This is a genomic window from Bradyrhizobium sp. CW1 (assembly GCF_023100665.1).
Lineage (GTDB): Bacteria > Pseudomonadota > Alphaproteobacteria > Rhizobiales > Xanthobacteraceae > Bradyrhizobium > Bradyrhizobium canariense_D.
Map to the genome: position 1 here is coordinate 6,813,422 of NZ_CP064684.1, position 19,998 is coordinate 6,833,419.

13 protein-coding genes and 2 pseudogenes are annotated in these 19,998 nt (G+C 58.0%); 4 read left to right on the forward strand and 11 right to left on the reverse strand.

Annotated features, from left to right (window positions below; translation table 11 throughout):
• Nucleotides 1-620 precede the first annotated feature (620 nt).
• Nucleotides 621-1,581, forward strand: a pseudogene (locus IVB54_RS32790) (IS256 family transposase); the annotation flags it as partial.
• Nucleotides 1,582-2,353: 772 nt separating this feature from the next.
• Here IVB54_RS32790 and IVB54_RS32795 read toward each other — a convergent pair.
• The 6 genes from IVB54_RS32795 to IVB54_RS32820 form a co-directional block, all read right to left on the reverse strand.
• Entirely contained in the window at nt 2,354-2,950 is a 597-nt protein-coding gene (locus tag IVB54_RS32795) for an urea carboxylase-associated family protein (protein ID WP_247776736.1), read from the reverse strand.
• The gene (locus tag IVB54_RS32800; RefSeq protein ID WP_247776737.1) at nt 2,911-4,005 is read right to left on the reverse strand and encodes a 2Fe-2S iron-sulfur cluster-binding protein; all 1,095 of its coding nucleotides are present in this window, start codon (nt 4,003-4,005) and stop codon (nt 2,911-2,913) included. The genes IVB54_RS32795 and IVB54_RS32800 overlap by 40 nt, the downstream gene beginning before the upstream one ends.
• Before the next feature lie 104 nt (nt 4,006-4,109).
• On the reverse strand, nt 4,110-5,507 hold the full coding sequence (locus IVB54_RS32805) for an aromatic ring-hydroxylating dioxygenase subunit alpha (protein WP_247776739.1): 1,398 nt from the start codon (nt 5,505-5,507) through the stop codon (nt 4,110-4,112).
• A 135-nt stretch (nt 5,508-5,642) separates the two neighbouring features.
• Nucleotides 5,643-6,452 (reverse strand): IclR family transcriptional regulator, encoded by an 810-nt coding sequence (locus IVB54_RS32810; protein ID WP_247776740.1) that lies wholly within the window; start codon nt 6,450-6,452, stop codon nt 5,643-5,645.
• Between the two features lie 13 nt (nt 6,453-6,465).
• On the reverse strand, nt 6,466-8,505 hold the full coding sequence (locus tag IVB54_RS32815; RefSeq protein ID WP_247776742.1) for an alpha-ketoacid dehydrogenase subunit alpha/beta: 2,040 nt from the start codon (nt 8,503-8,505) through the stop codon (nt 6,466-6,468).
• 275 nt (nt 8,506-8,780) lie between these two features.
• Nucleotides 8,781-9,365, reverse strand: a complete 585-nt coding sequence (locus IVB54_RS32820) for an Lrp/AsnC family transcriptional regulator (protein WP_346658838.1) — start codon at nt 9,363-9,365, stop codon at nt 8,781-8,783.
• A gap of 1,017 nt (nt 9,366-10,382) precedes the next feature.
• Between IVB54_RS32820 and IVB54_RS32825 the strand changes: the two genes are divergently transcribed.
• On the forward strand, nt 10,383-11,219 hold the full coding sequence (locus IVB54_RS32825; RefSeq protein ID WP_247776743.1) for an ABC transporter substrate-binding protein: 837 nt from the start codon (nt 10,383-10,385) through the stop codon (nt 11,217-11,219).
• A 175-nt stretch (nt 11,220-11,394) separates the two neighbouring features.
• Nucleotides 11,395-11,638 (forward strand): annotated as a pseudogene (locus IVB54_RS32830) (transposase); the annotation flags it as partial.
• Between the two features lie 353 nt (nt 11,639-11,991).
• On the opposite strand, the gene IVB54_RS32835 reads toward IVB54_RS32830, so the two are convergent.
• From IVB54_RS32835 to IVB54_RS32845, 3 genes are all read right to left on the reverse strand, one after another.
• The gene (locus tag IVB54_RS32835; RefSeq protein WP_247776745.1) at nt 11,992-12,957 is read right to left on the reverse strand and encodes a nitronate monooxygenase; all 966 of its coding nucleotides are present in this window, start codon (nt 12,955-12,957) and stop codon (nt 11,992-11,994) included.
• Between the two features lie 293 nt (nt 12,958-13,250).
• On the reverse strand, nt 13,251-14,015 hold the full coding sequence (locus IVB54_RS32840) for an amino acid ABC transporter ATP-binding protein (protein ID WP_247776747.1): 765 nt from the start codon (nt 14,013-14,015) through the stop codon (nt 13,251-13,253).
• A gap of 13 nt (nt 14,016-14,028) precedes the next feature.
• A complete protein-coding gene (locus tag IVB54_RS32845; RefSeq protein ID WP_247777550.1) occupies nt 14,029-14,859 on the reverse strand; it encodes an amino acid ABC transporter permease in 831 nt (276 codons plus the stop codon).
• Between the two features lie 1,253 nt (nt 14,860-16,112).
• Here IVB54_RS32845 and IVB54_RS32850 point away from each other — a divergent pair.
• The gene (locus tag IVB54_RS32850; protein ID WP_247776749.1) at nt 16,113-16,568 is read left to right on the forward strand and encodes a thioesterase family protein; all 456 of its coding nucleotides are present in this window, start codon (nt 16,113-16,115) and stop codon (nt 16,566-16,568) included.
• Nucleotides 16,569-17,371: 803 nt separating this feature from the next.
• Here IVB54_RS32850 and IVB54_RS32855 read toward each other — a convergent pair.
• The gene (locus IVB54_RS32855; protein ID WP_247776751.1) at nt 17,372-18,154 is read right to left on the reverse strand and encodes a carnitinyl-CoA dehydratase; all 783 of its coding nucleotides are present in this window, start codon (nt 18,152-18,154) and stop codon (nt 17,372-17,374) included.
• A 930-nt stretch (nt 18,155-19,084) separates the two neighbouring features.
• The gene (locus tag IVB54_RS32860; RefSeq protein ID WP_247776753.1) at nt 19,085-19,966 is read right to left on the reverse strand and encodes a 3-keto-5-aminohexanoate cleavage protein; all 882 of its coding nucleotides are present in this window, start codon (nt 19,964-19,966) and stop codon (nt 19,085-19,087) included.
• Between the last annotated feature and the right edge of the window lie 32 nt (nt 19,967-19,998).

Consider the following 19,998-nt stretch of genomic DNA (forward strand, 5'->3'; position numbering starts at 1 on the left):
ATCGGATTACGTCAACATGCGCAGGCGTCTCGGATGGTTCTCAATAGTTGGATGACGATTCCACCACGATGAGATTGCAAGATCGCTCGACGACCATCAACTGTATGGAGGTAAGCACCGGCAAGACGGTTTCAGTCGCGCGCTGTGTAGACGAATGCCAAGTTGGCGACTTCGCTTATCGCAAACGGAATCATAAAATCATTGCGCACCAAACGAAGTGTTGAAGATGGCCTGCAGCGTGTCTGTCGTAAGAGGTGAGATCCGGGGGAGCCGCCCCACCCATCGCATCCGCCCCAATTCCGCGAATGCGCTCTCAGGTCCGGGTTCCTGCTCCCGATGAATGCAATCACGACAATGTGTATTTGCCGCCTACGGAGAGCTTCAACCCAAAGCGAAATGGTTCGTTCCCTGCTCCGTACCCGGAGCAAACCAGGATCGGAAGACGCCATTGCTTGAATACGTCAGTCGCGTCCCCGGTGGTGGTGTAGCTCGGTAGAGCAAAGCCGCCCGGACGCGCGCCTCCAATAGCGCCGTAACGGGCCGGCGGCTTTGCGGTGGTCACCGGTGATTCTCCGGTAGGATCGGGTTGCGACACGCCAACGCAACCAGAGGAACCACCGATGACCGACGACATGATGAACCTGCGCACGCTGGTAGAGAAGAACCCTGATGCCGATCTATTGCGCGAGATGATGGGCTTTGCCGCCCAGCCCTGATGGAGCTGGAAGTCGCAAGTCAGACCGGGGCAGCCTATGGCGAGAAGAACCCGGAGCGCCTGGCCCAGCGCAACGGTTACCGCGACCGGATCTGGAGACCCGTGCCGGCGCCGTCGAGCTGCGGATTCCAAAGCTGCGCAAGGGCTCGTACTTCCCGGGCTTCCTGGAGCCGCGCCGCATGGCCGAGAAGGCGCTCACCGCCGTGGTGCAGGAAGCTTATGTGCAAGGCGTTTCGACCCGCTCGGTGGACGACCTGGTGCAGGCCATGGGCATGACCGGCATCTCCAAGAGCCAGGTCAGCCGGCTGTGCGCGGAGATCGACGACAAGGTGAAGGCGTTCCTCGCCCGCCCGATCGAGGGCGACTGGCCGTATTTGTGGATCGATGCCACCTACGTGAAGGTGCGCCAGAACGGGCGCATCGTGTCAGTGGCGGTGATTGTCGCGGTCGGCGTCAACAGCGACGGCCGGCGCGAAGTTCTCGGCATGGACGTCGGGCCCTCCGAAGCCGAGACGTTCTGGACCGCGTTCCTGCGCAAGCTCGCCCGCCGCGGCCTGCGCGGTGTCAAGCTGGTCGTCTCAGATGCCCACGAGGGCATCAAGGCCACTGTGGCCAAGGTACTCAATGCCTCCTGGCAGCGCTGCCGCGTCCACTTCATGCGCAACGCACTGGCGCATGCCGGTAAGAGCGGCCGGCGTGTCGTCTCCGCCTTCATCGCCACCGCCTTTGCCCAGGACGATGCTGAGGCCGCCAAGACGCAGTGGCGCAAGGTCGCCGATCAGCTCCGCCCCAAGCTGCCGAAGCTGGCCGGCTTCCTCGACGAGGCCGAGACCGACGTGCTCGCATATATGACGTTCCCGCAGCAGCAAGACGGAACGCAAGCGTCGGCTGGTGGCGCGGCGCTCGCCTGGGACGGCGACTCCCTGCCTCGGTCCCACTCCTGTCAATCTTGCTGATTATGGCGTGGTCGTCATCACCGTGACGATAAATCCAGGTCGTCTCCTACCGGTTGGCCGGTTTCGTGCATCGCGTCGGAACGAGCGGTCACGTACCAAGCCGATGAATTTCGCGGGAGTCCTTGCTACCCGGAGCCGGCGCCGCGGCATTCGTCGGGTTTGCCAGGCGTGGCGTTCGAATCGGCAGCGAAGCAAGCTTTCCGTCTCGTCCGATCGTGGTATCCTGTGTTGCTGCAATGGAAGCGCATCGGCGGACCGTTGTGTGTGCTCGCCCTCCTATGCACGGGTCGGTCGGTCAGCTTTCGTAAAGCATGGTGGCCAAGGACGTTGTGAAGGGTGTTCGTTGCGTCTTCGTCCTCCTCCGCTACCATTCTAACGTTTGGAACTCAGCGGTGCGATGCGCGTCACGTCTCATTATGTCGCCACGCCCAGATGGCGGTGAGATTATGCCGCTCCTACGAGCATCGACCAAGACGGGGGCTTGCCGTACCATCCAAAAGGATTACGAACGGACCAAAGGGGTGCTGCTGGTAAAAGGTCTTGCACCTGGCATGTTATGCGTCACGCGTCTTCCATCGACTCTGCCTGCGCCATCCCTCGTGGTCCTGCCAGACAAAGCATGGTATCGAAGCGATTGAGGCGAAATCCCCTGTAAAGGGGTAAGAGGGGCCGCCACCCCGCACTAGTCAATCGAAACTGCCACGTCACTTGGCGTGCAATCGACGCCGTTGACGGGCAGCAAATCCATTGGGCAGGCTGAGAATACGACGACCGCTTCCATCTCTGCCCGGAATGCGACGTGATCTCCGGGCTTTGAGGCAGGTGGGCACCAATCGAGCCGATTACCACGAATCACAGGAACGTTCATGAAAAGGTTCAAGGGACATGGCGTTTCGGGCAAGATCATCCCTATCGCCTTCATCGCAGCCGCCAAGTTATCGGTGCAGTTGGCATGATAGCCGGTGTGGCCCAGTAACTCGTAGCGATGACGGTCGCAGGCGGCAATCAAGGTGTCATGTATGCCGGGAGATGAATCTGACAACAGGGTGAGAATGCGCCGACGTTTGTTGGTGACCAAGGAGTCGCCGCAGCCGGGCATAAGCCTTTTGAGAGACGCTCGGGTGTGCTCCATCGACATGAACTCGGACGTGTCGCTTGCATTGAACGCCCAGGTATCGACGACCTGACTTCCGTGGATATTGGTGATACGGACGGTCTGCGCTTCACCGAGCTGAACGGCTATGCCCTTGCCGGCAGGTAAAACGAATTTGCTCGACACGTCGATTCTCCTGGCCGTTGCGAAGGGTCACGTTCGGCAGTCGTTAAAAATGGATCGCAATGGCGGCGGCTTGAGGGAACACCCATGGCGGCAAGCGTTGTGTCAACAGCGTTCACCATTGTAGGGGAGCCCGCGATGTAGGCGCGCCAGCTGGACATGGCTTGTGAGGCCAAGTCGGCTTTTAGCACGGCATCCAAACGGCCCCGCCGCCAGCGCGCCGATTGGGCACCGGGCGCCGACAGGACCACATTGAGCGACAAGTTCTTGTGCGCGCTCGCGAGATCTTCCAACTGATTCACTGAGAACAGATCGGGCTCATTGCGAACCCCGAAGTAGAGACGGATGTCTTGGTTTATCCCCTTGCCAAGACCGTTTAAGAGCATTGACAGGATCGGAGCGATACCAGTACCTCCACCAACCGCAACGATCGGGCTGGTATCGTCGCTGCGCAGAAACGCGGTTCCATACGGACCGTTTATGGTGACGCGACCGCCTACGACGGCGCGTGCCACTCCTTCGTCCGTGACGGCGCCACCCAGCACGCGTTTGATGTAGAAGTCGATTACCAAGTTCCCGGGCTCGCTTGCCATGGAGAACTCACGGGCAGGTAGGCCGTCGAACGTGAGGGATGCGTATTGCCCGGCAAGAAACTCAAATGGCTCAGGCGAGCGCAATTGCACAAGCCAGACATCTGGGGTCACCAGTTCGATCTTCACGATTTCTGTGTCGAGAGACACCACTGCGGGCAACGGCACATCGCTGACTGCGGGCTCAATAAGGCAGTCAGAGGTTGGTATGGCACAGCAGGGCAATATCAGGCCAACACGCCGCTCCTCTTCCGATAGAGCCGAGTCCAAATAATCGAGGTGTTCGACTTGGCCAGACAGGAGATGGGATTTGCAGAGACCGCAAAATCCCGTGGTGCAGCCATGAGGGTATTCAACCCCTTGTTCTAATAGGGTCTCAAGAATGGTCGCACCAGGTCGCAGGATGGCATTGACCTTCGATCCGTACACACTCAAACGATGCTCATTATCCTGAACAGGGTGGCTCAATGGCGCGCTCGCTTACTGAGATATCAACCGAGCGGAAGCATTCGTACTCAAGATTTCGTGCCGACTAGTCATTTGTCTTCCGCTCCTTTTGACTGCGTTCTAACCTAGCCCGCGGCAACTTTTTGGCCATTGAAAACTGTCACCGCTTGCTCTCGGATTTCATCGAGCCGCTTGGCCGAGGGTTGCGGCGAGTTTTCAAATTTGTGCTCTCGAAGGGCATCTGCGTACCAGCGGCCAACTCGGCCGCACGCCTCCTTGTCGTCTCGCTCGTTCGAAGCCTTAGGAATGCGCAAGACCGTGTTTCGGGCATGTGTGCGGATAACCGGGTTGGCTTGCTCGACGAGCGTGACGCCCAGCGGGTCCTTTCCGGATTGCACTGCTTCTATGCCAGCCTTCAGCATTTTCCGAAACGTCATAACGCCCCGATCGCTGGCCACGAGATGTTCGCGGCCGTGGATTGTCATTGGACCTTGAGACACGAACGCATCCCAGTCGCCCGGCGCTCGTTGCCGCTCTTGGTAATCGCGATTGCCGCTCTGGGTATCGATGTTGCCCGCCGTAGACAGCGCTTCGGCGCCGCCCTTATGCTGACGGTCGAGATATGCCGCAACGCCCGGAATTTCAACCTCCGGCTCGATATCGCGCCAGCCGATAGTCATCGTGTTGTAATCGTCGATGGGAACGACCCAGTTTGTTGATCCGCCGCGGATATCATTAAACACCTCTCCTTCGGCATCCTCGATCCCTGCCACCCGCGTCAGGTTTGGCATGATCAAGTCATTCGTCCGTATATACACCTTATCTTTCCAGCGAAAGGTGCCCGCGTACATCACGCCGATGGACGTTTCGAACCACTGCAGGGCGACCGGGATCTGACTGAACACCTCAGTGAACTGGATGCCAAACAGACCGCAATGCAATTGCGAGATATGCATCGGGTCAGTCTCGTTTTCGCGGATTTGCAGCCAATTACAAGGTGCCAAGTCCTTGCGCCGGAATTGTGTGCCCGGCCCGCGTTCAAGCACGTCATAGACCGGAAACGCCGGTTTCTTATCCGGCGGCCCCATGTAGGCGAAGAGCAAACCCTTAAATTCGTGAACAGGGTAGGCGCCCTGGCACAGACGATTCTTCAACCCCGACGAGTCGCCTGGGATATCGAGAATCCGGCCGTCGACGTCGAAATGCCAGCCGTGATAGCAGCATCGCATCCCGTTTTCTTGGATCTTTCCAAACTCGAGCGAGGCGCCGCGGTGGCTACAGCGGCGCTCAAGAAGACCGTAGTTGCCCTGCCCGTCCTTAAAGGCGACAAGGTCTTCGCCCAGAATTCGAACGGCCATTGGCACATCGGTGAACTCCGAACCGAAAGCGAACGGCTGCCAGAACCGGCGCAGATATTCACCTGCCGGCGTGCCTTTTCCGACCTTTAGAAGCTCGGTGTCCGGGCCCACTTCCTTCCGATCGTATGCCGAATAAGGCCGCTGCAGTAGGTTGGTCCGTTCCATTTTCTGACTCTCCATCATTTCTGCGACAGATCTGCATTCTCTCGCATCAGTTCATGTGACGCTAAGCGTCAATCGCTACATCTTGTCACAGTGGTGATCGCCCACAGTTCTTGGGCATCACATGGAGCATTCGGTTTATTCACCGCTCCGCATCGCAACTTCGCACATCACTTGGAGATAAAGCGTCAAATTCTCTTCGACGCGGTGTGACGGAGCCGACACGGCAATCGCAAAACCTGTCTCGGTGTCTCCGATGGGGACGGCGATGCAGCTAAGGCCCGGGACAAACTCTTCCTTTTCGAGGGCGTAGCCCTGCTTGCGAATTTGCGCAAAATGCTTTTCCAGCGCCACAAGGTTCGTGATGGTCCGTGGGGTAAGCGCCTCGAGCTTACGTGTTTCGAAGTAAGCCTTTCTAACATCGGGACTGGAGAGCGCGAGAAGCAACTTGCCGGATGCTCGCGCATGTGCGTTGCCGAAGTAGCCAGGCGGTACGTCGATGGCCGTTACAGTCGCACGGCCGCGCATTGCGGAAATGACTACGATCTCTCCCTCCGCCCATCCGACGGCGTAGGCGGTCTCACCTGTACGATTTGCGATCTCCCGAACGAGAGGCGCAAGGCGCTCTGGTGGCGCCAGATGCCGCTTGAATGCTTCGATCAAGCCCGCAACTTTCAGTCCCAAGACATACCTTTGGGAGTTGTGGTTCTTTACGATGACTCCTAGGACACTGAGCGACTGTAGAATATGGTAAGCGGTTTGCCGATTGAGCTTTGTTTCCTTGATGATGTCAGAGGCCATCAGGCCGTTTTCGCTTTTGGCAATGAGGAACAGGACGGAGAAACCTCGTCCAAGCGACTGAATGCGCGGCAAAGGCGCTTTAACGAGATCCTGCTTCGCCTTACGTTTTGTGGCAGGGGCGCGTCCGGTTTCGATTTGAATGGCCATGAGTTTCTCGCAGTTATGAGCCATACGGTAATTCGGAGGCATGATCTGGCCGTGAAGCGCGCGACATCACGCGATCCACAGCGGCCACGATCGCCTCCACGGAAGGAAGAAGAGCTGCTTGCAGCACAGGCGACGCGGGAATGCGAGTATTAGGAGTGCCCAGACGCTGAAAGTTTGCAAAGCCTCGCTCGGAAAGCCGCGCGGCAATCTCAGCGCCGAAACCACCGCTGAGGTTCGCTTCATGCACGATGACGGCCCGCCCGCCGCACTGTTTGACTACGGAGATGAGCTGAGTCTCATCCAACGGCGCGATCCAACGGAGATCCAGAACGGCGGCTTCCACACCCTTGGCAGAAAGTATCTGGGCGGCTTCCTCAGCACGGTTGGCGATCGCGCCCCAAGATATGATCGCTACGTCTGAGCCCTCTCGGCGAAGCTTCGCCGATCCGAGTTTGGAAATAGTTTTGGTAACTTGCCCGTTTGTTTGATAGAGCGCCCGCGATTCAATAATAACGCAAGGATCGTTATCCGCCACGGCCGCACGAAGCATATCGTAGGCATCTTGTGGCGTGCTCGGTATTCCGACTTTCAGGCCAGGCACATGCGCAAGGAACGCTTCGAGACACTGCGAGTGCTGCGCGCACGAGCCTGGCGTTGCACCTTGCTGAAGGCGCACGACCATCGGGGCACTGTCTTTGCCTTGCGTGACATACCGCACGTTTGCGGCTTGATTGACCAATTGATCAAGCGCAACGAGGAGGAAATCCATCCACATGATCTCGGCGACCGGCCGGAGACCGCACATCGAGGCACCGACCGCCGCCCCGAGGATCGATGCCTCGGCAATAGGCGTGTCGAAGACACGCTCTTCGCCGAACTCGCGTTGAAGATTGCGAGTACAGCCAAAAATTCCACCGGCAAATCCGACATCCTCGCCGAAAACGAGAACCTCAGGCCGCTCTGTCAGCTCGTCCCTGAGAGCGTCGTTTACCGCCTGCTGGTAAGTGAGCTCCGTTGCAACAGCCACCAGCTTGGAATGCGGCGGGGTGTCATCCTCGGCCACTACGTGGAGGAGCGCCCTCGCCGGATCCGGCTTCGGTGCAGCCGTAACGCGCTCGATCAGCTCTTCCATTCGTGTCTTGATCGCCGCAACATCCGCGTCTAGTTCGCTTTCGGAAAACAGGCCTTTTGCAAGAAGCCGCCCGCGCAGGCGCCGAATCGGATCGGCGTCCGCGGCCTTGAGGCGATCGGCTTTCGGCCGATAGTGCTCAATGTCGCGATTGTAGTGCCCCCACAAGCGAACCGTCTTGCACTCAATCAGGGACGGGCCCTTGCCTGCCCGTGCATGGTCGATCGCAAGAGAAATCGTGTCGCGAACCGCGATGGGGTCGCAGCCATCGATCGTGGCGCCGGAGATACCGTAGCCAGCAGCGCGACGGGATAGCCGCTCGATCGGGACAATGCGATCTATCGGTGTCATCTCTGACCACCCGTTGTTTTCGCAGACGAAGATGACAGGGAGCTTCTTATACGCGGCGAAAACAATAGCCTCGTGCAAGGCCCCTTGGTTCATCGCACCGTCACCGATCGAGACTAGCACGACGCCTTTCTTCTCGCCCATCGCCAGAGCGACACCGTTTGCGATGGCCGCGCCTGCGCCAACAATCGAGTTTTCTCCCACAAATTTCGTGCCCGGACCCATAAAATAGGCAGAACCACCCCGCCCTCCGTTGATGCCGGTTTCGCGATGGCAAATTTCAGAGAGGATCTCGAAAGGATCGAGTCCCGCCTCGATCGCCCACCCGTGGCCCCGATACGTGGCGAGAATGCGATCCTCGTCGTTAGTTGCAGCGCAAGCGCCCACGGCGATTGCTTCCTGCCCGGCACAAAGATGGATTGAACCGGCAACCAGCGCGTCCGCGCCAGCGCTCATCTTCAGGCACGCCTCTTCGAAGCAACGAATGAACGCCATGCGCTGAAGTGCCTGCCGCGCAAACTCTGGATCAATCGAGGTCGCTGCCCCTTCAGCTGACCCGTGCGGACGTTCATTCATGGAAGTTCGCCATCTCAATTATCGCTCAGACAACTTTGTAGTTAATACCAGCTCGTGTCAACTTATTATGATAGTATCACCATTTCATACCGCGCGTTTAGGAACTCAGCTCTATCGCTTCGACAGTTGGGGCGCTGAGCGTGTTCTGGTGTTGACGTCAAGCATTTGCGCCGCCGCTCGTTAGGAGCCTCGAAGTTGCAATGTCCTGTTGCGATCCGTGCTTGCGCTGCGCAACATGTCACTACCCAGACTGACGGTAGGCAATGATCAGCAAGTCAGGAGCCACCCAATGAGTAGGCAGCGCTTGCGACAAACGCGATTGGCAAGGTGAAGCCCACCTTTATCCGGTCCAAGACAATCATGGTTTCAAGGCGCTTGATGTTGGGATGCTGTCCAGCGAGACGTTTGGTGAAGTCCTCATAGCTCTCGAGATCAGTTGCGGTAACGAGAAGGACGAAGTCAGCCTGGCCGGCAACGGAGAATGCGCTCATCACGTCTGTCATCTTGCGCATCGCCTGCTTGAAATTATCAACGATCTCCAGTCGGCCACGCTCAAAGGTAATGAGAACCAGAGCGGTGACCTGTCGGCCCACCGCCATTGGACGAATGATTGAAACGTCCCTCTCTATCACGCCCTCTGCTCGCAGGCGCTTTAGGCGACGCTGAACTCCTGACGCAGACAAGCCCACCATGGCGCTAAGCTGCTCACTGGCAAGACGATTGTTGCGTTGTACGAGGTCAAGAAGATGAGCATCGATTTTATCGAGCCCTATGGCAGTGCGGCGCTCATCGGACTTCGATTGGGCGGTCCAGGCGCATAGTTTGCTTCCGTCTCTGGTTGTCACCACTGAGTTCGCCATGTCCGATTGTCTCCTGCGAGGCAATCGTAACGTGGGTCGTCAATGTGTGTCAACATTGAAGCCGTGTCTCAGCATTTGATCATGTTTCATGCGTCTTCGGTCATCGGCCCGGCTTGAGGCCATTCTCTCGCGTCGGCTGCACGGGTACAATTCGACCTCACGTTTGAGCCCACGGAAGGATGATTGCCTCGCATCATCGGCGAGCCTGGTGAAGGCCAGACAAGCGCGGTTAGCCCAAACGTTTCGCGAGCAAACAAGAGGATGCTGCTAATCGCGGGGCGGCGCCTCGCATTGGTGCTCCGCTAAGGGAAGTTCTGCACGATTCCATAGAACCTACGGCCAGCTCACGTATGACCCGCGAGCTGCGGGATAAGGATCGCTCATCGGCCGGCGCCGGGCTGCCCTGAGACGGCAATTCATGCCCACCAGCGACGCCATTACGGCTTTGCGGCCGCTCCCACGCTGGTCGTCTGGCAGCCGCGGTCCGGGTGGTTTAGTCAAGAGGCGTCCTCGAGCATCTTGCATGAAAGCGTCACAAAGTCTGGACTGAGCACCAGAATTCGGCAAACGAGCATATAGAAATGCGGAAATTCGCCGTGCAAGCGCTACGATAATCGAATCATCAATTCTTGAGGCTCACGATGGCATTGCAGAGCATCAGTCGTTCCGGAGTGACGCGTGGTGTGACGCCGTGGCGCCTATTCCGTCGAACTGTCAATTGCCTGTTGTCGCGCGAGCCTACGCGAACGTCGTCCTGCTTGGCGATCAACGCTGGCTTCAGCCGCCTGTCGACCGGCCAAGCGAGATGACCTGGCAAGCAGCGCGAAGCATGGGCTTGGCTATGCCGCTGGAGGAGACGGTGGCTCCGTCGGTTGACTTACACATGGTGATGTTGTCCACGCGCCAAACATTCAACTCTGAAGCACCGAGTTATGCGCCTCGGTTGCGATGTCGTGACCCCGTTGTTCCGCTGAATAGCGCGGCGTCATCGAACGAAAACACATGAGAGGAAGACAGATGCCTGCAAGACTTTTAGTTCGTGTTGCGGCGAACGTGCTAGCTATCGCACTCACAGTATCTAGCGGGGACGCGGACGCTGAAGGCGCAAGAAAGGTTATCAACGCGATGGCGGTAACTGTATTCCCGCCATTCGAATTCGCAGATGCATCCGGGAATCTCGTTGGGTTCGACATCGATATACTGAACGGGATGGCGTCGAAGATGGGCACGCAAGTCAACTGGACCCAATCGACCTTCGCGCAGATAATCAGCTTCGCCCCGATCAAGACAGCGCGCGCGGACATCCTTTCGAGCGCACTAGGCGATACGCCGGAACGCCGTGCTAGTGTCAACTTCATCGACTACGTATATCAACCCTACGTATTCTATACGTTACGTGCAAACGCCGAGAACTTCACCAACATCGAAACGCTATGCGGTAAACGTGTGGGGGCAATACGTACTAGTGTTATCGAAACCGGCGCAGTCGTCAAATGGAGCGAGGAGAACTGCACAAAAGCCGGCAAGCCTGCAATCATCGTTGTGCCCGGTGAGAACACTCCTCAAGTGCGGCTCATGGTTAAGCAGGGCTTTGCCGATGCGGGCCTGACAGGTGCAGCGATAATTGCGTATCAAAATACGCTTGAGGGAAACCAGTACGTGGTAGTTGGCAACCCTGTGATCAAGCTTCTGACCGGCATGGCATTCTCAAAGGATGATCTCCAGTTCGCACAAGAACTTAAGCAGGCACTTGGCGCGCTGATTGCCGATGGCACCTATGGCCAGCTACTTCAAAAATGGGGCCTGCCGGAGGACGCGTCGATCCAAAAGCCAATGGTCAATGGCGAGCCGTGATCGCCGGCGTTGTTCGGCCGTTGTGGTGCCAAACGCCTTTGTAGTTGAAAGAGATAACCAACGCTTTGTAGAGCGTCTGCGCACGGAGCTCAGAGTCGGCTTCGCAAATTAGAACAGGTCGTTAAGTGGAGTTTCTGCCTGAAGACGGCGATAATGGCCGTGAACAGGAGAGACAATGGGCAGACGAGCACGCCGGAACCAGACACCGCCTTCAAGGCGAAGGTGGCACTGGCGGCCCTCAAGGGTGATCGGACGATAGTCCAGTTGGCCAAGCATTCGACGTCCACCCCAATCAGATCACGGCCTGGAAGTCACAGCTCGAGGGCAGCGCTTCGGAGGTTTTCGGACCGGGAGGCGGAGCGCCGGCGATCCCGGCGATCGATGTGAAGTCGCTCCACGCCAAAATCGGAGAGCTGACCTAGAGAACGATTCCTAAGAAACGGCACCAGCTCCCGGTTCCAAGGTGCAGGACAAAGCCGAATGCCTTGGCACGTCGGTGCAAATTGTTGATCACTCGCGGTCGAGCTGCTTAATGGGCGGCGCGGTGAGATCAGGGATGAACGAGATCTTCGTTGAAGACATACGACTCCCGTCCGAGAACTCTTGCTCGACAACACAGAGGGTTGATCCCGCTCCGGCGAGCTTGGCTCGGGTTGAATAGCCGTCGTGAGGGCGACCATTAGGATCTGGGACACGGATCGGCACGCCACCGGCGAAAAGTGCCGCTACTGACCTCGTTTGCAGATTTCCGCCAACTAAGGAAGGCGATCGATCATGCTCTAACGCGATAACGTTCAAGCTCGTCCAATGCGGCCCGATATTCGCGATCAAGCCTTTCTACGATCCGGCGAACAGGCTCGATCTCATGGATTGTGCCCACGCCCTGCCCGGCCGACCATATCCCCTTCCATGGCTTGATCTCGGCGCCTTCTAGACCGGTGAAGTTCATCTTCGCGCTGCTGCTCGCGACAGTTTCTAGGTCAAGCCCTTGCGCCACGATACTGGGGATGAGCATATTCGCTCGAGCTCCGGTAAAGGCGCGCGTGATGATCAGATCTTCACATGAGCTGGTGAGCAGCATCTGTTGATGGCCCGGATCGGTTCGACTTTCCGATGCGGCCATGAAGGAAGTGCCGACATATGCGAAATCAGCGCCCAACGCTCTCGCCGCAAGGACAGCCCGGCCGCTCGTGATTCCGCCAGCCAGCGCGATGTATCCGGAGAAGAAGCTCCGGACTTCCTCGACGAACACGTTGTTGCAGAGGTCCCCAGTATGTCCGCCCGCTCCCGCACACACGAGTACGAGGCCATCCACGCCCGCCGCAGCTGCCTTTCGCGCGTAAGCGAGGGAGTTGACGTCTGCGAAAACGAGACCTCCGTAGGAATGCGCGACTTCGACTGCGGGGCGGGGAGCGCCCAATGCGGTGATGACGATTGGAGGCCTAAATGTTTCGACCATTTTGAGGTCTTCCGGCAGCCGATTGTTAGTCGAATGCATCACCAGATTTAGGGCCCAAGGCGCCTCAGGCCGCCGATCGCTCAGGCCGGATTTGATGGCCTCCAGCATCTGCTTGAGCTCGGCGCCATTTCTGGCATTCGGCGTTGGAAGAGAACCCACGATGCCGGCCTGGCAGCAGGCCAAGAGAAGTTCGGGCCCGGAGATTAAAAACATAGGGGCTGCGAACAGCGGCAGACGGAGGCTTCGTAGGGCAAGATTGACGTCCCGGATCTTGAGCATAGAATCTCCATTCATTCCTGCAAGAGCTGGCCCGATTGCGGCGGTTAAGCGTGATCGCAGCTGCTGGCTAAACCCGCTTCGCAGCGGCTCATATCGCACTCTCGAACTTGCCGGCTGTTTCCGGCGCAAGAGAATGGGTTTCATAAGCCCGATGGCTACCGCCTTGCGCGTCCGCCCCGGGCTGGTTGTGGTGAAGGCGCGACCGCGAACAGGTTCGCCACAGGACGAAAACACGGGTCGCAAAGACAACTCCATTCCGCGGTTTCAATCCGGTAAGGGCGGCACGTCTCGACTCAATTGAGTACGGCTGAAATAAAATTCATGGTTCGAGCATGCGTCGGACTGTTGAGCACCTGGGCCGGAGGTCCGCTTTCGACGACTTGCCCTTGATCCATGAAAATCACTCGACTTGCCACTTCGCGAGCGAAGCCGAGTTCGTGAGTGACTACGATCATTGTCATTCCAGTCTCAGCGAGATCGCGCATCACGGCAAGCACTTCGCCGACCAGCTCGGGATCCAGCGCGGAGGTAGGCTCGTCGAACAGCATCAGCGCTGGTTTCATCGCGAGCGCGCGAGCAATTGCCACACGCTGTTGCTGACCACCTGAGAGCTCGATTGGATAGGCGTCGCATTTGTGGGACAGCCCGACACGCGCTAGCAAGTCACGGGCATCGGCCTCAGCCTGCCTGCGTTCATGTTTGAGCACCTGAACTGGACCTTCCGTAACGTTTTGAAGCGCCGTCTTATGGGGAAAGAGATTGAAACGCTGGAACACCATGCCGGTTGCGAGGCGTTGCCGCGCGATGTCACGCTCCGAGAGTTCATATAGCTTCCGGCCGACACGACGGTAGCCGACCAATTCGCCATTCACCCACAGAGCGCCGCTATCAACCGTCTCCAACTGATTCATGCAGCGGAGCAAGGTGCTCTTTCCCGACCCCGATGGACCGATGATGCACAGCACTTCGCCACGATCTATTTCGAGGTCGATACCCTTGAGCGCTTCGAATCCGCCATACGACTTGCGCACGCCGCTGGCTTTGACAATGGGATCCATGTGGTGTTCCGGTCTAGCGGGGGTTCATATCGCGGGCGCCGCGAGCGTAATGCCGCTCTAACCTCGTCTGCAGGAACGTAAGCACGGTAACCACGGTCAGGTACCAGAATGCAGCAACGATCAGCAGTTCGATTACGTAGTTGTTCACGTAGTAGATGTTCTCTACGTTGTGCACGACTTCCGAAAACTGGATCACGCTTGCGAGCGACGTAAGCTTGACCATACCGATGAGCTCGTTGCCGATTGGGGGCACGATGACCCGCATTGCCTGCGGGAGGATGATTCGGCGCAGCGCTTGAAGACGGGGCATGCCGATTGCGCTCGCCGCCTCGTACTGCCCTTGATCAACAGATAGTAAGCCTGCGCGCACCACTTCAGATGTATAGGCGCCCTGATTGATACCCAACCCGAGAAGTGCTGCAACGAATGGTGTCATCACGTCCACCGTGCGCACATCGAGGAGGCCGGGAATGCCCAGCTCGGGAAATACAAGCGCGAGGTTGAACCACAGCAATAGCTGCAATAACAACGGTGTGCCGCGAAAAAACCACACGTAACTAGCAGCCGCCCAATTGACCACTGGGTTGGCCGACAAGCGCATGATCGCCACCGTCACTCCGATCACGACGCCCATCAACATCGCCAAGGCCGCCATCAGCACAGTGTTACCTAGACCGAGGACAATGGTGCGCGCCGTTAGGTATCGGCCAACAACAGCCCAATCGATCTGGCCGTGGACAAAAGACATCACAATCCATGAGACCGCCGCCACGACCGCGACAGCACTGATGTAGCGGCCCACATGCTTGCGCCGCACGTGTTCTAGTCGAGAGATATCCTCCACCTTCTGATCCTGCTCATTAGCGGCTAGCTTTCCGATCGCTACATTGGACACGAAATTGTCTCCTACCCGCCTTTGACTCAAGCACGCGATCTCCTGAGGATCGTCTTCTTCCGTATCTGCCCGCGGACGCTACGCCGGTTAGAGGTCAGCTCGCGGGGAGAAGCTACGCCTTCCTTTCCGCAGAGTTTCTTCAATATCCGGGCGGACAATGCCCAAAATGAGCACATTCCACAGAATATCGGAGCTTATCTGCAACCGGCGTCGCCGGAGAGCGTCGGTTTCGTGCGCAAAGCCAAACTCGCATAAGTAGGGCCGGCACGCGCGGGCGCTCATGTGATGGACCGTCTGCAGTTTTGGACGCGAGCCGCTCGCCCTTGAACAGATCATGGGGTGAGACAGCGTGATCGAGGCATTAAGGCCGAGGTTTGCTCGTCATCGGAGCTCATGCAGACGCTTGATGCGGCTCAATCAAATAGTCACCTCGAGGCCGTCCGATCTGATTGTTGGCCGCTTCGTCTGAGTACCGGCCTTCCCACATAATGTCGCTGTAGGCGCTGTTAGCATTCGTGTTTCAGATGAAGGGGACAGAGCGTTCTGCTTCTCCCACCAGCGCTGGTTCTCGGCTGCGAGGAAGCGATTGCGGGATGATATGGGTTGATGTCCCGGTCGATCGTCGTTCGATCTCTGTTTAGGCACCAGGCGAGAAACAATCACCGCAGGCCCGACCTCAAGAATGCATCTCATGTCGATTGCGCCAGCAACTACGCGAGTGTTATCAGGCAGCGTCATTTCGAAAGATAGAGCTCGGTTCGCAGTTCGAGTTTTGAAATGCTGCACCAAGTTCAGCGCACTCGACACAATGCTCCGCATTGTGGTGTTGCGAGCAGGATTTTGGCGGGACTTGGACCTGAATTAAAGGAAACAAGACACGATTTGCGCTAAGCGTTACTCATGACAAAGCACGCGCGACGTTCTCCTGAGAAGTTCAGTTCGACAATAGACCCGCGCCTCCGAGCCTGGAGCTCGGCGCACTTGATGGACGACTTTCGAATTCTAGCTCCAACCGGGGGCGTCGCTACGCGGAAAGACCGCGTCCGACAGCAAGCGGGGACGCCGCAGGGTGCGGAGTTAAGCCGAGAAGCCTGCAAAGACATCCAAGCGGCTGGCCGGGACGAAAGACTGAAACTCTGCACAATTCCGTAGCTGAGAACTGCAATGCGGCCAATCAGGCAAACACTTCACGAGGATGAAACATGACTTGGATTAAAACCTGGAAAGGTGTCGTCGACAAGGACTGGCTCGACGATCTCGATCATGTCAATTTCTTGACATATCAGCGCATAGCTGATCTTGCGAGTACTGAAGTATGGCGGCAGGCAAAGAATGATCTTGCGTCTGAACCGGATCTTCATTTCGTCCTGACCGAAACCTATGTTCGTTATATTCGCGAACTGCGGTTGGGCGCATCGGTTGAAATCTATACGACCCTGATTGCTTCGGACACAAAGCGGTTTCATCTTCTTCATCGCGTCGAAAGCGCTGGCGAAGTGGCTTGCACTGTCGAGACACTTAACCTCTGCTTCGACTCAGCGAGCCGGAAGGTCGCGTTGTTCACAGCCTCCGTCAGAAGCTACTTCGCAGCCTGGCCGAGCCCCCCGTCCGATGCCCATCCGAAGTTGGCAATCAGCAGAAGGCCATCGCATAGCTGACGTGATAGCACCGCTACGCCCGCGCGATCTCTGCGGCTGTCCGCTGCCAGCAATGAGGTATGTAGCAACGTTCTCACCGAGGAGTGCTCAAGCAGCATCAGATGCGGCTTGGTGACGGCGAGGTCAACATGTGGAGCAGGCTCCGCCCGCGCTCGCGCATCCTTAGGTGACCCCCTGTCTACCAAATCTGCGATTACTCGGCTGGCACACCACGGAGACGCGCCGCCGGCTTGTGTTCCCTCCGCCGCAGAGGCACGCCGCTACGCGTCAGCTTGGTTGGCATCAAAGCAGACGTCCATTCTCCACCGATGATGCACCTAGCAAACCAGACGGTTCGATAATGCTCTTCAGCTCGGTCCTTCTGGCATAGGTCCTCGCGCCCGGTTCGGACGTACCTCGTCGGGGCTAACTACGCGCGCTCCAACTCGTTCAAGCGCGGTCGCTCGTTGCACGAGTCCGCGTTAGTCGCGTAGCAGGACGCACCTTGAGCTATTTCAGTCGGGCGGCCATCTTGCGTAGCGTCGGCTGACTATTGATCTTGACGGTCTCACCCGGACGGAAGTGCATAGACCCACAATCTGTCGTGCAGCTCTTCAGGCCCAGCTCCTCAACGTACAGCACTCGCTTAAACGCTCCTGTGGCTCGTCCGCCGCCGGGCCCAGGCGCTCGCGCGGCAAACTTGTTCTGAGCGCCGTTGCGGGACGCCGCATTGTTGCGCGGCGGTGCATCGAAATGACGCGGCCGTCGAACGCTACTGGTATCTAGTGACCGGCCTCCTCGCGCAGCGCCTCACAACATCAAGACTATCTGCCTTTCCATACGGGAGTGCGCTTTTCTGCGAAGGCACGTGCACCCTCAAGACGGTCCTCTGAACCATAGAGTATATCGACAGTCGCAAGCTGACGCCGATTCACGCGGTTTAGGGCGTCTTGATAGCTCAGCGGCTCAGCCATGCGCACGGTCTCTTTGATGGCAGCAAACACAAGGGGCGGGCCGCTCGCGAGGAGCTTCGCGATCTCCCATACGCGGTCCTCGAGTTGTTCCTTCGGAAGCACTTCATTGACGAGGCCCCAGCGGTGTGCCTCGGCGGCGTTCATCCAGCGGCCGGTGTACAGAAGGTCCAAGGCAATATGAAATGGAATGCGCTTGGGCAGTTTGACCGATGCCGCGTCGGCGAGCTGGCCGGCGCGGATCTCCGGTAGTGCGAACGAAGAATGATCTGACGCATAGATCAAGTCGCAGGAAAGCACGAGTTCGAAGCCGCCACCAACTGCCATTCCATTGACACAAGCGATTACCGGTTTGTTCAAGTCGCGCAGTCCCTGCACGCCACCGAATCCACCGACTCCAAAATCGGCGTTCGCCGATTCCCCAGCCGCAGCGGCGGTTAGGTCCCACCCGGCACAAAAGAACTTGTCACCAGCGGTCTTGAGGATGGCAACGCGCAGCTCTGGATCGTCTCGGAAGGTCTTGAAGGCCTCACCCATTAGCTGTGAAGTGTCGGCGTCGATGGCATTTGCCTTTGGGCGGTCGAGCGTGACCTCGAGGATCGCGCCCTCTCGGCGCGTTGTTATAGCTTCAGCCATTCTTTCTGTCTCCATCATCGACGCCGTGAGATCTGGCTTTCGCGCTCACTTGTATAAAGGTGGGGCCGCAAACGCTGAGAACGCTCGCATCCTTCTGAAAAAAATGCGCTCGCTACGGACCCTATCTCCTCAATGTCGACTGTTTGCTGCAGTGTGTTTCGCCTCGACACACATTTCGTGCAAAGAGCTGAAGCCGACGCCCGAATCAGGCGCGCTGCGCAAAGCTCTGCAACAAAGGGCGCCCAAGGGAACAGGCCAAGTCCTCGATGCGTGAAATGCGAGACAGATCGCTTGGATGCGCTGAGCGTGAAATTGCGGCATTCTGCTTCGCAAAAAAGAGGCCTCGCAGCCCTTGACGCGGACAAAGGCGGAGCTTCGAAGGGTATCCGCCTTCGTAGTTCTAGCGAAGGCCTTTGCAAGAGGCCGAGCGGAGCGACCAGCGATGTCGCGCTCGGCCTGGGCGGCTGGTTCTCACACTTTAGTACTGCAGCGCCCACGCGGGGAGCTGTATATCCGCGGTCCTCGTAGGCGACATATTCGCTGCGTGCCCGGGGCTGGCAGCACCCCTGAGCCAATCCACCTATTGAACATTGCGCTGGATGAACCGGTTCCAGCCTCTCTAGGTCATGCTCTAGGAAGCCACCGAGGCGGCATTCACCAGAGCTGATCATTCATCCTGCATGTGGATCATGCTGAACGTAACCGTCCTTGTGCATTAGGGGGAAATTGTAGGAACCAGTTTGATCAGTTCAGTGCCGGATGGCCGACGCGGCGATATGCGGACTCCGGACCCGCCGCTTCCGCGAAGGACGTGGTCTCGGAGCTGAATTCCTCTTTGCTCCGCATCGTGCAGAAGCGATGCTTGGCGAGCAGTTGCCGGAGTAAGCTACAAAAGCGCCACTTCCGGCTAGTGCATGTTGCGAAAGGGGCCTAGTCGCGCTTGACCAGCCCCAGCATGTTTCGTGCTTCGGCCGGCGTGGCGATGCTGGAGCCCATGCGCTCAATGATCCCGACTGCGTTGTCGACGAGTTCGGCGTTGGATGCCAGCACGCCGCGCCGCAGATAGATATTGTCTTCCAGACCGACGCGGACATGACCTCCCAGTCTTACGATTGCCGCGACCGTAGGCATTTCGTCTGGACCACATCCGAATCCAGCCCAAATCGCGCCAGGAGGCAGGATCTCTTTCATAGCCTGGATGACGATCGGCTCTGCCGGAGCACCGTAGCCGGTGCTGAGGCAGAACTGGAACAGCGGCGGGCCCTTGAGGGTGCCTTCCGCGATGAGTTTCTTGGCATTTTCGATGTGGCCGAGCTCAAAGCATTCGATCTCTGGCTTGACGCCGGCATCCTGCATCAGATTCGTCATCTCGCGCAGGTCGGACATGCGCGCCACATAGATGGACTCGCCGAATGCCAACACGCCGCAATCCAATGTGGCGATCTCCGGCTTTAGCGTGGTCGCTTGAAGGACGCGGTTCTTCGGGCTTTTGAGTACAGTGGTCTTGCTGAGCGTGGTTGGTTCAAGGGAATCTAGCGCAATGCTCCCGTCCATTCCGCATGTCAGGTTGATGATGACGTCGGTGGACGAGTCGCGCAGTTTCTTTACGACCTGCTCGTAGAGCTCCAGGCGGTTGGAAGGCGTGCCGTCATCTTCGCGAACGTGGATGTGAACGATGGCTGCGCCTGCTTTCGCGGCATCGATGGCTGCTGCCGCAATTTGCGAGGGCGTCTTGGGAAGTTGCGGATGCTTGGCGACGACTGTCGCATTCCCGCCAGTGATTGCGCAAGTCAGAACGACTTTTCCGGACATTAAGGGCTCCTCTGGTGGGGCAGTTGGGACTG